Below are 14,744 nucleotides of genomic sequence, written 5' to 3'. Positions count from 1 at the left end.
CACCAAAGGGTCAATGGAGGGCGCTATTGGCCGGTATGATCCGGATGGGATCAATCAGCCAGTAGCTTGCCTGGATTCATCAGGTTATCGGGGTCGAGCGTTTGCTTGATCTGATGCATGAGCGACATTTCTACGTCGCTGCGGTAATGCGGCAACAGATTGCGCTTGAGCTGGCCGATGCCATGTTCGGCTGAAATTGTACCGCTGTGGCGCTGCACAATCTCGTAAACGATGTCATTGATACGCGCCTCGTGCGCGTATACGCCGTTGCTCACATCAGATAAAAACACGTTGTAGTGCAGGTTGCCATCGCCCAAGTGGCCGAAGGCGATAATATCTGCCTCGCCAAAACCGGCTCTGAGCGCGGCCTGGGCTTCGGTAAGGAACTGCGGAAACGCCGACGTCGGCACGCCGATGTCTTGTTTGATGCTCACCCCTTTGCGCTTTTGCGCCTCCGGGATGGCTTCACGGAGCGCCCAGAAATCCGCTGCATCGGACCGGCTTTGGGCCACCAGTGCGTTGTCGGCATAGCTCAAGGCGACGAGCGCTTCGGCAAATTTGTCGAGCAACAACTCGTCTGAACCACCGTCAGAGACTTCTGCCAGCACAGTCCAGGCCGGTAATTCAGCAAACGGTTTAGGTAGCTCCGGACAATATTGGGCCAGCAATTCCCAGCAACGGCGGGAAATCAGCTCGAAGGAGGTGACCCGATCGCCCAGTTCATGCTGCAAACCGCGTAACAGATTAACCGCGCCTTGCGGATCAGCGACAGGGATCAGTGCGGTCGACTGCGCTGTCGGCAACGGGAACAGCTTGAACGTGGCGCGGGTAATGATGCCCAGCGTGCCTTCAGAGGCAATGAACAGCTGTTTGAGATCGTAGCCGGTATTGTCCTTGCGCAGACCTCTCAGGCCGTTCCAGACACGACCGTCAGCCAGTACCACCTCCAGACCCAGCGTCAGTTCACGCATGTTGCCGTAGCGCAGTACATTCAGGCCGCCGGCATTGGTGCCCAGTGCGCCGCCCACGCGGGCCGAACCTTTGGCCCCCCAATCAGCCGGAAACAGGCGTTTGGCGTTCAACGCGGCGGCTTGCAGGTCGGCAATGATGGCGCCCGCTTCGGCGGTGATGGTGTTGTTGCCCTCGTCTACACTCAGCACGCGGTTCATGCGTTCCATGCTGATCACCACGCTATGGCCGCTCTCGTCGGGCGTAGCGGCACCGCACAGGCTGGTATTCCCACCCTGCGGCACCATCGACACCTTGTGCCGGGCGCAGGCTTTGACTACTGCGGCGGTCTCTTCAGTGCTGCGCGGTCGGATCACTGCCAGGTTGTGGCCGTGGTAACGGCGACGGCCGTCGATCATATAGCCTTCAGTGGCCTGGCCGGTGAGGATGCCGGCGGGGTCAAGCATGGCAGCAAGCTCGGCCAGCAATGGATGAGAATCAGACATGGGAGCCTCGGGTAGAACGGTCAGACGGTCAGGCGCAATACAGGGCAACCTGTCAGGAATCAGATTGGGCCTGTTTCTCGCCCTGTCGGGCAAAGTGGCGTAACTGGTCCAGTTGCCGGGAAAACTCGCGGCATTTGTCGCACAGCGCCAGGTGATAGCGCAGCTTCAGGCGCTCACCAAAGGTCAGTGGCATATCTTGAGACTTGGACAGCAAGCGGCTGGCTTGCCGACAGGCGCCAAACATTATGGGTATTCCTTCTGGATAGCACGGTTCACCCGGCTACCTCGTCATCAAACCAGTTTTTTTGCAGACACAAGCGTAAAGCCATGCGCGCGCGATACAAGAGTACTGAACAGTTAGTCGTGGTGATCTCCAATTGCTGACAGATCGCCTCGATTTCCAGCCCGGTGATCTCTCTCAGGCAGAACACCAGTGCGGTGCGCGCAGGCATGGTCTTGCGGCAGACTTCAAAGGTATGCCAGAACTGTTTGTCTTGCAGGCTGGCATCCGGGTGGTTCCAGTGGCGCGGACCTTCGCTGCCCCAGTGACCGGTTTTGTCGAATAACGTGTCGAAATCCGAGAGGTCGTTTTCTTCGTCCAGTTCAGGGTGGATATGCAGCGGGTCTTTGTACCGCCGACGCTGCGCGTCAATAACCTTGAACTTGAGAATGGCCGTGACCCACGTACGCAGGCTGGACTGCCCGCTGAACGATTCGGGTTTTTCCAGCGCAGCCAGCAGGGTTTCCTGCACCACATCTTCCGCGCTGGTTTCATCGCCCAATTGATAGCGCGCGTACCGTATGAGGTCCGGGCGCAGCGCATGGAGCGAATCAGCAAAGGACATGGTGTTCAGCTCAGCCAGAAATCCTGGCGGCGGGTGTGGTGCTCAATCACGCGCTGGAAGTGGGTGGGGTCTTTGGCAAAGGTCATTTCGCCGCTGGCAGGTTTGTAGTAGTCGAGCAAACGCGACGTCCAGAAGCGCAATGCCGCGCCACGCAACATGGTCGGCCAGGCCGCTATTTCTGCGGAGTCCAGTTCTCGCACGCCGGTATAACCGCTGAGTAAAGCACGGGCGCGTTCGTCGTCAATGTTGCCGTCTTCGGTGGAGCACCAGTCATTCAAGGCAATGGCGACGTCGTAAAGCCAGGCGTCGTTACATGCGTAGTAGAAATCGATAAAACCACCCACCCGATCGCCATCCATCAACACGTTATCGCGGAAGAGGTCGGCGTGCACCATGCCAGAGGGCAGCGCGCGATAATCGGTAGATTGCTGGAGGGTGACTTCCGCCAGCAACATCTGCGCATCTGCCGGGGACATCAACGGTGCAACCTCGGCAGCGGTATCTGCCCACCATTGCACGCCCCGCGGGTTTTTCATGTAGCCGCCGTAGCTGCGCGATGCCAGGTGCATTTGCGCCAGCATCTCGCCCACTTCGGCACATTGCGTCGTGTTGGGGTGTTCTGCCACTTTGCCGGGCAGGCAGGTGACTAACAGCGTGGGTTTGCCGTTGAGCGTATCGACGTATTGGTCATCCAGATTGGCAATGGGTGCTGCCGAAGCAATGCCATGGTGTGCCAGATGAGCCAGCAGGTTCACGTAGTACGGCAGTTCTTCGGCCTGCAAGGTCTCGAACAGCGTCAGCACGTAACGACCATGCGTCGTGGTCACAAAGAAATTGGTGTTGGTCACGCCCGCAGCAATGCCTTTGAGCTCGACCAACTGGCCAATACAGTAGCGCTTCAGAAAAGGCGCCAGATCATCCGGCGTGACGGTGGTGAATACAGACATGGTTCGTATATCAACGAGTACGCCGGGGTCGGCCAACGCCGGGCATTGTTTCAAAGGCGCGATCAGAATTCAAGCAAGACCCAGCGTGGTGGTGCCAGATTGTCACCACCGATGTCGGACATCTGGTTAAAACGGCCGTTGCCTTCCTTGTCGACGAGGTAATACGGCTTGCCCACTTTAGGCACGACTCGCATCATGTACAGTTTGCCTTTCATGCGGTATTCGGTGACCGTGGCGTCCTGTTTTTGCACCACGGTGACTTCGGGCTCTGGCGCTGCAGGGCTGTCTGCTGCCGGCATCGGAGGGGGGGGCGGCGCTTCGGGTTCTTTCTTGCCGGTATCTGTGGCGGCTTGCGCCATGCCAGCCAGCAACACGAGGCAGGCAATCAGGGATGTTGTACGCAAGAGCAGGTCTCCTTTATAGCTTTGCTTGTATGTTTTCTTGATTGGACGCCCGCCTGGCACGGCGGGTTCATCCTGGTTACAAACTGAACTGCATTTCGCGTTCAGCCGGCGACATTTCGAAGCCGCGTGTTTCGTAATACTTGAAGATCGCGTTGACGATCTCCTGGGGATCGTCAATCAACTGTACAAGGTCCATATCGGCCGGGCCGATCATTTTTTCGGTCACCAGCACGTTGCGGAACCAATCCACCATACCGCCCCAGAACGCACTGCCCACCAGAATGATGGGAATGCGACGCGACTTGCCAGTCTGAATGAGTGTGAGTGCTTCGGTGAGTTCGTCCAGCGTGCCAAACCCACCGGGCATCACCACGTAGGCAGTCGCGTGTTTGACGAACATGACCTTGCGCGCAAAAAAGTGGCGAAAACTCTGGCTGACGTCCTGATAGGGATTGCCACTTTGTTCATGCGGCAACTGGATATTGAGGCCTACCGACGGGCTCTGGCCAAAAAAGGCGCCCTTGTTGGCGGCCTCCATAATGCCAGGACCACCACCGGAGATCACCGAAAAACCCGCATCAGACAACAGTCTGGCAACCTGTTCGGTGAGCTTATAATACGGGTGCTCCTGGGGTGTGCGCGCTGAGCCAAAGATCGACACCGCAGGCTGAATCGGTTGCAGCCGCTCTGCCGCTTCGACAAACTCTGCCATGATCTCGAACACGCGCCAGGATTCGCGCGCGCGCCAGGCGTGAATGTCCGCCTGCGCGGCGGTATCAACCAGTGTGGGCACTTTGTCTTTGAGGCTCATGGTGGTATCCCCGTTGATTTTATTGATGTGCGCCTGTGCCGCGCGCCGCCGCATTTTTCCAGTATAGAGGGTTTCCCCTGATGCCTAAGCTTTTGCTCATTGATGGTTCGTCTTACCTGTACCGCGCGTTTCACGCCATTCGTGAACTGTCCGCGCCGGATGGCACGCCCACCAATGCGCTCTACGGCTTTGTGAACATGCTGCGCAAATTGCGCCAGACCACACCTGCCGATTACATCGCCTGTGTATTCGACGCCAAAGGCAAGACATTCCGCGACGATATCTACGGCGACTACAAAGCCAACCGCCCGCCCATGCCGGATGAACTGCGTGTGCAGATCGAACCAATCCACGCTGCCGTACGCGCTTTTGGCGTACCTATCTTGTGCGTCGAAGGCGTTGAGGCCGATGACGTCATCGGCACGCTGGCCATGATGGCTTGCGAGCATGGCATTGAGACCATCATGTCTACGGGCGATAAAGACATGGCGCAACTGGTGAACGAGTGCGTGCGCATTGAAAACTCGATGACCGAAGAAGTGCTGGACATTGAAGGCGTCTTTGCCAAGTTCAATGTGCGTCCTGACCAGATCGTCGATTACCTCTCGCTGATTGGTGACACGGTCGACAATGTGCCCGGCGTACCCAAGGTGGGCCCGAAAACGGCCGCCAAATGGCTGGCGGAGTACGACAGCCTGGATAATATCGTCGCCAATGCCGACAAGATTGGTGGCGTGGTCGGCGAGAACCTGCGCAATTCGCTGGGCTGGCTGCCCACAGCCAAGGCACTGGTGACCATCAAGTGCGATGTAGATCTTTCCAAAGAACTGCCCGGCGCGCTGCCCGACCTGGCGCCGCGTGCGTCGAACTGGGTGGAACTGGAAGCGCTGTTCCGCCGTTACAACTTCCGCACCTGGCTACGAGAGGCCGAAGAAAAACTGGCTTCTGGCGTCGTGGGCGAAGTCGACCCCGCAGTCGTGAGCGACAAACCCGCAGGCAAGCTGGAACGCCATTACGAGGCCATTCAGACCCCGGAACAACTGCAGGCCTGGATAGAGAAACTCAAAGGCGCTGCGGTGACGGCGGTCGATACCGAAACGACCAGCCTTGATCCGCTGCAGGCGCGTATTGTCGGGATGTCGTTCTCCGTCAAAGGCGGCGAAGCGGCCTACCTGCCGCTGGCACATCGTGGCCCGGATAGCCCGGTGCAACTGCCGTTTGATGAAACGCTGGCAGCCCTCAAGTCGTGGCTGGAATCTGAAGAACACAAAAAGCTGGGCCAGAACCTCAAGTATGACCAGCACGTATTCGCTAACCATGGCATTACGCTGCGTGGCATTAGTGATGACACATTGTTGATGTCCTACGTGCTGGCCAGTCATGAACGCCACAACATGGACGATCAGGCCGAGCGCGAGCTGGGCGAAACCACGATCAAATATGAAGACGTTTGCGGCAAGGGCGCCAAGCAGATCGGCTTTGATGAAGTGGGCTTAGAAGCCGCCACTGCCTACGCCGCCGAAGATGCGGATATCACGTTGCGTCTGGCGGGTGCGTTGCATGAGCGACTGGCGCAAGTGCCATCGCTGGACAAACTCTACAAAACCATCGAACTGCCGGTGCGGGAAGTCTTGTTCAAGATGGAACGCAACGGCATCTTGCTGGATGCACAAAAGCTCACCAAACAAAGCCACGAGATCGGCCTCAGGCTGCTTGAACTGGAACAAGAAGCCTACAAGCTGGCCGGCCAGCCTTTCAATCTGGGTAGCCCCAAGCAGATTGGCGAGATCTTCTTCGAGCAACTCAAGTTGCCCGTGATCAAGAAAACCCCCAAGGGCGCACCATCTACCGATGAAGACGTGTTGCAGGAGCTGGCCAAGGATTTCCCGCTGCCCAAAGTGCTGCTGGAACATCGCAGCCTGTCCAAACTCAAGTCTACCTACACCGACAAACTGCCGCTGATGGTGAATCAGGCCACCGGCCGTGTGCATACCAGCTTCAACCAGACCGTGGCCGTGACCGGGCGTTTGAGCTCCACCGATCCCAACTTGCAGAATATCCCGGTGCGCACCGCCGAAGGCCGCAAGATTCGTGAGGCGTTTGTGGCGCCGCCCGGGCACAAGATTGTGTCGGCTGATTACTCGCAGATTGAATTGCGGATCATGGCGCATTTGTCGAGTGATGCCGCTTTGCTCAAGGCATTTGCCGAAGGCGAAGATATTCACCGTGCCACAGCCGCTGAGGTGTTTGGTGTCACACCGCTGGAAGTGACCAGCGAGCAACGCCGCTACGCCAAGACCATCAATTTTGGCCTGATCTACGGCATGAGCGCGTTTGGTCTGGCGCAATCGCTGGAAATTGAACGCAGCGCAGCGCAAAACTATATCGATCGTTATTTTGGTCGTTTCCCGGGCGTCGCTGCTTATATGGAACGCACGCGTGCCGAGGCACGTCGCGTGGGGTTTGTGGAAACGGTATTTGGCCGACGTCTCTGGTTGCCTGAGATCAAAGCCGCTAACCCGATGCGCCGCGCTGGCGCCGAGCGTGCCGCCATTAATGCGCCCATGCAGGGTACGGCGGCAGATCTGATCAAACTGGCCATGCTCGCCGTGCAAGGCTGGATTGAGCGTGATCAACTTGCCAGCAAGCTGGTGCTGCAAGTGCACGATGAACTACTGCTGGAAGTGCCCGACGCTGAACTGGAACTTGTCCGCACCCAACTGCCACGCATCATGGCAGAGGTGGCAAAGCTCAAGGTGCCGCTGGTGGCGGATACAGGTGTAGGCATCAGTTGGGAGGAGGCACACTGACGCGGTACTGCGGCACGCATGAGCAATAAATCGGGCCGATCTGATAGCCGCGTTATTTTCGCAAAAATAAGCTCTTGTTTTTGCAGATGGCATTGAATGTGATCTGCTGGAGCAAGTGATATGTCATCCTCTCTTGATGGCCGCCTCGCGCGGCCATTTTTGCTGGCAATAACCATTTGGCTGGTGTTGCTGGCGCATCCTGCGCAGGCTGATTGCGCTAGCAGCACCACTGCACAGTCCCACTGCGAGGGCCTCGGCGACGTGGCCGTACCGCTGGCGCTGGACGGCAGGTTGTCTGACCTTGCTGCGTTACCACCGCCAGTTTCCTCCCCCGTACTGGATGCCACGCTGGCGCAATTGCGCAGTGAGCAAACAGCGATCGCCATGCGTATGCGTTTGCTGGAGCTGCAAGCGCTCCCGCCGGCCAGCGCTTATGCGCGCCCACACGGGGTGCCACGAGGGCAAACCGCAGCGCAGCGCCTGATGCCTCGTTCTCCTGATGCGCCGGCCCCGCTGTCTCTGCCGGATCGCGCGCGGGGGTGGATAGCAGCCTTGCTGAGCATGGTGGTGGCCTGCGGGTTTGGGTTGTTTTTGAAAAAGTGCCGGCGTGGTACCGCGGTCCGCGAACCTTCAGAATCTGAAAAAAAACCGGTCAGACCGATGCCAAGCCCAGCCTTGCCAGAACCCACGCGACGCTCAACCTCCACCAGCGCGCCGATTCCGATCAGGGTAACTGGGTGGCGCTAAAATGAGCAGATTCGCGATTGCCGCAGTGGTGAACACGTCATCCCGCGCTAGAATGGCGGTTTGATCCAGAACGCAGAACTACCCATGACTACTGCCGCGCCCCATCGCCTTGTCATCGCCACCCGGGAAAGCCCGCTGGCTCTGTGGCAGGCCAATCACGTTCGTGACCGTCTGCTGGCGCTGTATCCGGGTATGACCGTGGAACTGCTCGGCATGACGACCAAGGGCGACCAGATTCTGGATCGCACGCTCAACAAAATTGGTGGCAAGGGCCTGTTTGTCAAAGAACTGGAAACCGCGCTCAGCGAAGGTCGCGCCGATCTGGCCGTTCACTCCATGAAAGACGTGCCGATGGTGCTGCCAGAAGGCTTTGCCATTGGCGCGATCAGCGAACGTGAAGATCCGTTTGATGCCTTTGTTTCGAACCGCTATGCACGTCTGGCTGACCTGCCAGAGGGTGCGGTAGTTGGCACTTCCAGCTTGCGCCGTGAAAGCCAGTTGCGCGCGCGCTTTCCTCATCTGACCGTCAAGCCCCTGCGCGGCAATCTGGGCACGCGCCTTGGCAAGCTTGATGCAGGTGAGTTTGATGCCATCATCCTGGCTGCGGCAGGCCTCAAGCGGCTTGGCTTTGCCGACCGCATCCGTGAAACGCTGAGCGCCGAAGACAGTCTGCCCGCACCGGGCCAGGGCGCTTTGGGGATTGAAATCCTGGCCTCGCGTGATGACCTCAAAACGTTGCTGGCACCGTTGAACGATGCTGCTACCGCCGCTTGTGTCATCGCGGAGCGTTCGCTGTCGCGCCGCCTGGGCGGTTCGTGTCAGGTACCACTGGGTGCGTTCGCACAAGATGATGAAGGTTTCCTGCGTCTGCGCGGGTTTGTGGCAAATCCGGATGGCACAGACATTGTTTACGCCGAAGCCAATGGTTCGCGCGCGGCGGCCCATGGGCTGGGTTTGCAAGTGGCTGATTTGTTGCTGACCGAAGGCGCGGCAGAAGTCCTCAAGCGTCTTGCGGAAAACGCGGCAGACTGAGGCAAGTCATGCTCAGCGGCCAGCGCGTGTGGGTTACCCGTCCGACTGCTCAGGCCGAGGGCTTGATGGCCTGCCTGCGTGAAGCGGGTGCGCAACCTGTGGCCTTGCCGTTACTGGAAATCGCGCCAACCGCTGATCCTGCTGCGCTGGATATCGCACTGGCGGAACTGGATCACGCTGATCTGGTCATCTTTGTCAGCCCGTCTGCCATGGATGCCGTGATGATGCGCCGGGGCAACGCGTGGCCCGCGCGGGTTCCGGTTGCCGTCGTCGGGCCGGGCAGCGTGCGTCGGGCCCAAGCGTTGGGCATGGTTGATATCATCAGCCCGGCCGCCCGGTTTGATAGTGAAGGATTGCTGGCTGAGCCGCGCATGCAGGCATTGGCCGGGCGCAAGGTGCTGTTGTTTCGGGGCGATGGTGGCCGTGACGTGTTGCCAAAGGCGCTATCTGATCGGGGCGCTCGTCTGCATGTGGTGAGCGCTTATCGCCGCTTGCCACCGGCTTTTGACAGCGCGCGATTGGGCGCAGAACTGGACGCTGGCTGTGATGGCGTGATCGTTTCCAGTTCGGAAGCGGCGCATTACCTTTTTACTCAATTTGAAGCCAGCTACTGCAAGCGGCTACAATCGGTTTTATATTTCACGCCGCACCCGCGGATTGCTGCCGCACTGGCAGAACACGGCGCGACCCGTATCGTCGCTACAGACGCGGGTGATGCTGGCATCGTGACTTCGCTGTGCCGCTATTTCAACAGGACGCCATGACCCAGGACCAGAACTCTCTGTCGGCCGCGCTGACAACCCATCCCAAACCGCCGCGCCGCTTTGGCTTGAACCAGCCAGGTGTATGGCTCGCCGTGGTGGCTATCGTCGCCGCAGGCGCGGTCTGGGTGCACCAGCAGCATGAAGTGGATCAGCTGCGCACCCGTCTTGCCGAGCAATCTGCCCAGGCCGCCAAGCGTGAGCAAGACGCCAATGTGGCCAATGCCGCTGCACAACTGCAACTGCGCACCGTGCAGCAGCAGATTGCGCTGGTATCGGCCAAAGAGGCTGAAGCACAGAGCCAGCAATCCTCGCTGGCCAGCATGTACGACACCCTCACCCGGAGCGATACGCAGCGCTCGCTGGCCGAGATCGAACAAAACCTGACCTATGCCAGCCAGCAATTACAACTGACCGGCAACGTCACGGCTGCGCTCACCGTGCTTGATGCTGCGGATCGCAAGCTGCAAGAGCTGAACAAGCCGGAGTTGATCTCGCTGCGTCAGGCGGTTGCGCATGACATGGATAAACTCAAGTCGCTGCCGGTGCTTGATACCGTGGGCATCACCTCGCGCCTCAACAGCCTGATTGATGAGCTGGATCAATTGCCGCTGGCCGTGGATGTAAACCGCTTGCCGGCGACTGTAAACGCCAACGCGACTGAACGTTCCTGGGCCAGCAACTTTGGTGCGGAGTTGTGGACCGACATCAAAGGCTTGATCCAGATTCGCCGCATGGACAAACCCGATGCTGCGCTACTGACACCTGACCAGGCGCTGTTCTTGCGTGAAAACATGAAGCTACGCCTGTTGAACGCCCGTACCGAGTTGTACTCGCACGATGAAAAGGGCTTCAAGGCTGATCTGGCAGCGGTTATCCGTTATCTGGGCCTGTATTTTGACGGGAGTGCCAAACCGGTGCTGACCACCCAGGCTGCGCTGAATGATCTGTCGCACATTTCTTTTGCCCAGAACCTGCCATCCCTCGATAGCAGCCTGGCCGCAGTCCGCTCCGCCCGTACCACGGCGGAAAGGGCCAAACCGTGAGAATTCTGGTCTGGTTGATTGCCCTGTTTGCGCTGGCGGTCGGCGTTACCCTGTTTGCGCAGGTCAACACCGGTTATGCCTTGTTGTTTGTGCCGCCCTGGCGTGTCGAAATTTCGCTGAATGTCTTCATCTTGCTGGTGCTGATCACGGTGGCTGTGCTGTACGCCTTGACGCGGCTGGTGCGTGAGCTGGGCGGCCTGCCAACGCGGGTGAAGCGTTATCGTGAACGGCAGGCGCAAGAAGCATCGATGAAACTGGAGCGGGAATCGCGCATTGCGTTTCACGAGGGCCGCTATCAGCGCGCTGAGCGTCTGGCGAGCGAAGCCTACGCCGCGAGCCGTACTGCTGAAGCCATTGCCGTGAACGGTCTTCTGGCGGCGCGTTCTGCCCATGCCATGCGCGACTACGCCAAGCGTGATCGTTATTTCAATGAGCTCAAGCAAAAACTGACGCCGCAGCACCTGGCGCTGGCCATGACCATGGCCGAGCTGTATCTGGATGAGCGTCGTTATGCCGATGCCGATGTGGCCATTGCTGAGGCCCGTGCGGTATCGCCCAAGCTGACCGCTGCCATGCGTCTGGAACTGCGTCTACGCCAGCGCGAAGACAATCCGCAAGCCGTTCTGCGCCTGTGCGAGCAACTGGCGCGGACTGATGCGCTGGATGCCGCTCAGGCTGCACGTATACGCGCGCAGGCGTTGTTGTCTCTGCTGGCCAGCCATGCGCTGGCCGGGCGTGAACTGAAAAACTGGTGGACCAAACTCCCGGCCGACGACAAAGCGCTGCCGCAAGTCACAGTCGCCGTGGTCGATCAGTTCAGTGAGCAAGGTGCAACGCAAGATGCCCGTGCGATCATTGAAGATACGCTCGCCAAACAATGGTCCAGCGATCTGGTGGAACGGTATGGCCGGCTTGATCTGCCGGCAGAAGAACGTGTTGGCCAATTGCAGCAGGCTGAAACCTGGCTGGTTTCACATCCGGAAGACAGCCAGCTGCTATTGACGTTGGGTCGCCTGTGCTGCGCTCGCAGTTTGTGGGGTAAAGCGCTCAATTATCTGGAAGCATGCCTGGCGGTAGAGAAAACCGCGGTCGCCCATGCTGAACTGGCTGAACTGCTGGAGCGGCTGGATCGGCATGACGATGCGGCCAAGCACTACCGCGCCGCGCTGAATCTGGCGCTGTCGCGTTAAGCTCTCTTGCAGCAGGCAACAAAAAACCGCCTTTCGGGGCGGTTTTTTTATGCTTGAAATCACTACGTGAACGTTCAGCTGTTCTGCAGCAAATCTGGCGAGATCGACGCACGCAGGCAGTACTGCACAGCGCCGCCGCGCAAGCGGCGCTGAATCCACCAGATCGCCCCTTTTTTGGTGGACAGATCCTGATCCAGACCTGTCAGCAGCAAACCGGCCAGCCGGCCAATGGTGGGCTGGTGGGCAACCAGAATGGTGATGTCACCATCATTGCCAGCAGGCCAACCGGTCACATCCAGATAATCTGCCGGACCGCGTACGTCCGGATTCAGACGCTCATCAATCAGAAACTCGGTGGACAACGCGCTGGCGGTTTGCTGCGCGCGCAAGGCTTCGCTTGCCACAATCCTGACGGTGTTCTGAGCCAGGCGGGGCGCTAGCCATTGCGCCATCAGCCGCGCCTGGGCGTGGCCGTGACGAGTCAGCGCCCGTTTCAGGTCGGGCGAGCCGTCTTCTGCTTCGGCGTGACGCCACAGAATCAGATCCATGGACGCCCTTAGTTACGCTGCTTGGCGGCCAGATCGCTCAACAGGCCGATCTGCGCATTACGTTTCTTGGCCGTGCGGGCCGTCTTGCGACGGTAGCGGCCATCGGACTGCATTTCCCAGGCCTGGGCGTTGTCGACCAGATACGGACGCAGACCTTCACGGATCACGCGACGTTTCACGCGCGGGTCGAGGATCGGGAAAGCGATCTCGATGCGGCGGAACAGGTTGCGGCCCATCCAGTCGGCCGAAGACAGATACAGATCTTCGGTTCCATCGTTGTAGAAGTAGAACACGCGGTGGTGTTCCAGGAAGCGGCCGACGATGGAACGCACGCGGATGTTCTCAGAGATACCCTGAATACCCGGCCGCAGCGCGCAGACACCGCGCACGATCAGATGGATCGTCACGCCCGCTTGCGAGGCTTCGTACAGCTTTTCAATAATGGTCGGTTCCAGCAGCGCGTTCATCTTGGCGATGATGACCGCCTTGCGGCCCAGGCGCGCATGGGCGATTTCGCGGTCGATGGCCTTGACCATATTCGGCTGCAAGGTGAACGGCGATTGCCACAATTGGTAGTGATCGCCAGCCAGCCCCAGGCCAGTGAGCTGCATGAACACATCGTTCACATCGCTGGTGATTTCATCGTTGGCCGTCATCAGGCCAAAGTCGGTGTACAGCTTGGCCGTGCGCGGGTGATAGTTGCCCGTACCCACATGGGCGTAACGGCGCAGCTTGCCTTCTTCCCGGCGCACAATCAGCAACATCTTGGCATGCGTTTTGTAGCCATAAACCCCATACACCACGTGGGCGCCCGCGCGTTCCAGCTTGGCGGCCCAGTTGATGTTGGCTTCTTCGTCAAAGCGCGCCATCAGTTCCACCACGGCCGTTACTTCCTTGCCACGGCGGGCCGCTTCCAGCAGTGCTTCCATCAGCGCGGAATCAGAGCCCGTGCGGTATACGGTCATCTTGATGGCCACGACCGAAGGGTCCAGCGCAGCTTGTTGCAGCAGGTCGATTACCGGGGTAAAGCTTTGATACGGATGATGCAGCAGCACATCGCCATGGCGGATGGCGGCAAACAGGTCAGACTGTTTGCGCAGTTCTACCGGCGTGCCCGGCATGAATGGTTCAAATTTCAGATCCGGGCGATCAACCTGGTCAGGCACCTGCATCAGGCGCACCAGATTCACCGGGCCATTGACGCGGTACACATCCACATCTTCCAGGCGGAATTGTTCTTTGAGGAAATCCTGCAGATGCAGCGGGCAGTTGTCGGCGACTTCCAGGCGAACGGCACTGCCGAACGGACGTTGCGACAACTCGCCTTCCAGCGCGGCGCGCAAATCTTTTACGTCTTCGTCGTTGTCGACCGAGACATCAGAGTCACGTGTCACGCGGAACTGGTAGCAACCCTTGGCGCGCATGCCGGCAAACAACTCATCCACGTGAGCGTGCAGGATGGACGACAGGAAAACGAAGCCATGTTCAACGCCACTGACCTCAGCCGGCAGTTTCACAAAACGCGGCAGGATACGCGGGGCTTGCACGATGGCGATGCCAGAATTGCGGCCAAACGCATCGCGGCCTTCCAGCTCAACAATGAAGTTGAGCGACTTGTTCAGTACCCGCGGAAACGGATGGGACGGATCCAGCCCGATCGGGGTGAGCACCGGCATCAGTTCGCGAAAGAAGTAGTCGCGCACCCATTCACGCTGCGTGTCGGTCCACAACGTGCGGCGGAAAAAATGGATGCCTTCAGCGGCCAGCGCCGGCAGCATCACTTCGCCAAACACGCGGTACTGACGCTCGACCAGATCATGACACTCACGCGTAATCCACTCGAAGGCCTGCAGTGGCGTGACGCCTTCAGGCAGCAGGCGCGTCGCAGAGAGCTTGATGTTCTCTTTGAGCCACGCCATGCGCACTTCGAAGAATTCATCTAGGTTCGATGAGACGATACACAGGAACTTGAGTCGTTCCAGCAGTGGATTGGCCTGGTCTTCCGCCTGGGCCAGCACGCGGCGGTTGAATTCCAGGAGACCCAGTTCGCGGTTCAGCATCAACTGGTTTTCTGCGGGCTTGTAGATCATGTTCATGGTGTCGGCATATGCGTGGCGGTTGATCGGTCTTGAAACCCGGCGTGGGCCGG

Annotated in this window: 14 protein-coding genes; 6 read left to right on the top strand and 8 right to left on the bottom strand. The window is 59.0% G+C overall.

The window, feature by feature from the left end:
• Positions 1-50 precede the first annotated feature (50 nt).
• The 6 genes from IEX44_RS07715 to IEX44_RS07690 form a co-directional block, all read right to left on the bottom strand.
• Positions 51-1,454 carry an FAD-binding oxidoreductase gene (locus IEX44_RS07715; RefSeq protein ID WP_188691370.1) on the bottom strand — a complete coding sequence of 468 codons (1,404 nt, stop codon included), beginning with the start codon at positions 1,452-1,454 and terminating at the stop codon, positions 51-53.
• 52 nt (positions 1,455-1,506) lie between these two features.
• A complete protein-coding gene (locus tag IEX44_RS07710) occupies positions 1,507-1,698 on the bottom strand; it encodes a zf-HC2 domain-containing protein (protein WP_188691367.1) in 192 nt (63 codons plus the stop codon).
• 28 nt (positions 1,699-1,726) lie between these two features.
• Positions 1,727-2,299 (bottom strand): sigma-70 family RNA polymerase sigma factor, encoded by a 573-nt coding sequence (locus IEX44_RS07705; RefSeq protein WP_188691363.1) that lies wholly within the window; start codon positions 2,297-2,299, stop codon positions 1,727-1,729.
• A gap of 5 nt (positions 2,300-2,304) precedes the next feature.
• Positions 2,305-3,246 carry a homoserine kinase gene (locus tag IEX44_RS07700; RefSeq protein WP_188691361.1) on the bottom strand — a complete coding sequence of 314 codons (942 nt, stop codon included), beginning with the start codon at positions 3,244-3,246 and terminating at the stop codon, positions 2,305-2,307.
• A gap of 62 nt (positions 3,247-3,308) precedes the next feature.
• Positions 3,309-3,650 (bottom strand): DUF2782 domain-containing protein, encoded by a 342-nt coding sequence (locus tag IEX44_RS07695; protein ID WP_229678817.1) that lies wholly within the window; start codon positions 3,648-3,650, stop codon positions 3,309-3,311.
• Between the two features lie 76 nt (positions 3,651-3,726).
• Positions 3,727-4,461, bottom strand: coding sequence for an LOG family protein (locus IEX44_RS07690; RefSeq protein WP_188691359.1), 735 nt, complete (start codon positions 4,459-4,461; stop codon positions 3,727-3,729).
• 80 nt (positions 4,462-4,541) lie between these two features.
• Here IEX44_RS07690 and polA point away from each other — a divergent pair, with 80 nt between their 5' ends.
• From polA to IEX44_RS07660, 6 genes are all read left to right on the top strand, one after another.
• Positions 4,542-7,271 carry a DNA polymerase I gene (gene polA / locus IEX44_RS07685; protein WP_188691357.1) on the top strand — a complete coding sequence of 910 codons (2,730 nt, stop codon included), beginning with the start codon at positions 4,542-4,544 and terminating at the stop codon, positions 7,269-7,271.
• A gap of 120 nt (positions 7,272-7,391) precedes the next feature.
• The gene (locus IEX44_RS07680; RefSeq protein ID WP_188691355.1) at positions 7,392-8,018 is read left to right on the top strand and encodes a hypothetical protein; all 627 of its coding nucleotides are present in this window, start codon (positions 7,392-7,394) and stop codon (positions 8,016-8,018) included.
• Positions 8,019-8,102: 84 nt separating this feature from the next.
• Positions 8,103-9,050: a hydroxymethylbilane synthase gene (gene hemC, locus IEX44_RS07675; RefSeq protein ID WP_188691353.1), complete on the top strand. Its 948-nt coding sequence runs from the start codon at positions 8,103-8,105 to the stop codon at positions 9,048-9,050.
• Between the two features lie 8 nt (positions 9,051-9,058).
• Positions 9,059-9,814 carry a uroporphyrinogen-III synthase gene (locus tag IEX44_RS07670; RefSeq protein ID WP_188691351.1) on the top strand — a complete coding sequence of 252 codons (756 nt, stop codon included), beginning with the start codon at positions 9,059-9,061 and terminating at the stop codon, positions 9,812-9,814.
• Positions 9,811-10,857 (top strand): uroporphyrinogen-III C-methyltransferase, encoded by a 1,047-nt coding sequence (locus IEX44_RS07665; RefSeq protein WP_188691348.1) that lies wholly within the window; start codon positions 9,811-9,813, stop codon positions 10,855-10,857. The genes IEX44_RS07670 and IEX44_RS07665 overlap by 4 nt, the downstream gene beginning before the upstream one ends.
• Positions 10,854-12,047, top strand: a complete 1,194-nt coding sequence (locus IEX44_RS07660; protein WP_188691345.1) for a heme biosynthesis HemY N-terminal domain-containing protein — start codon at positions 10,854-10,856, stop codon at positions 12,045-12,047. Before IEX44_RS07665 ends, IEX44_RS07660 begins: the two co-directional genes overlap by 4 nt.
• A gap of 74 nt (positions 12,048-12,121) precedes the next feature.
• Here the strand turns inward: IEX44_RS07660 and IEX44_RS07655 are convergent, their stop codons facing one another.
• Positions 12,122-12,595 carry a SixA phosphatase family protein gene (locus IEX44_RS07655; protein WP_188691341.1) on the bottom strand — a complete coding sequence of 158 codons (474 nt, stop codon included), beginning with the start codon at positions 12,593-12,595 and terminating at the stop codon, positions 12,122-12,124.
• An 8-nt stretch (positions 12,596-12,603) separates the two neighbouring features.
• Positions 12,604-14,685 (bottom strand): polyphosphate kinase 1, encoded by a 2,082-nt coding sequence (gene ppk1 / locus IEX44_RS07650; protein WP_188692473.1) that lies wholly within the window; start codon positions 14,683-14,685, stop codon positions 12,604-12,606.
• Positions 14,686-14,744: the final 59 nt, after the last annotated feature.

This window comes from Silvimonas amylolytica (genome assembly GCF_014645555.1).
Classification (GTDB): domain Bacteria; phylum Pseudomonadota; class Gammaproteobacteria; order Burkholderiales; family Chitinibacteraceae; genus Silvimonas; species Silvimonas amylolytica.
This window is presented reverse-complemented; position numbering and strand designations above follow the sequence as displayed.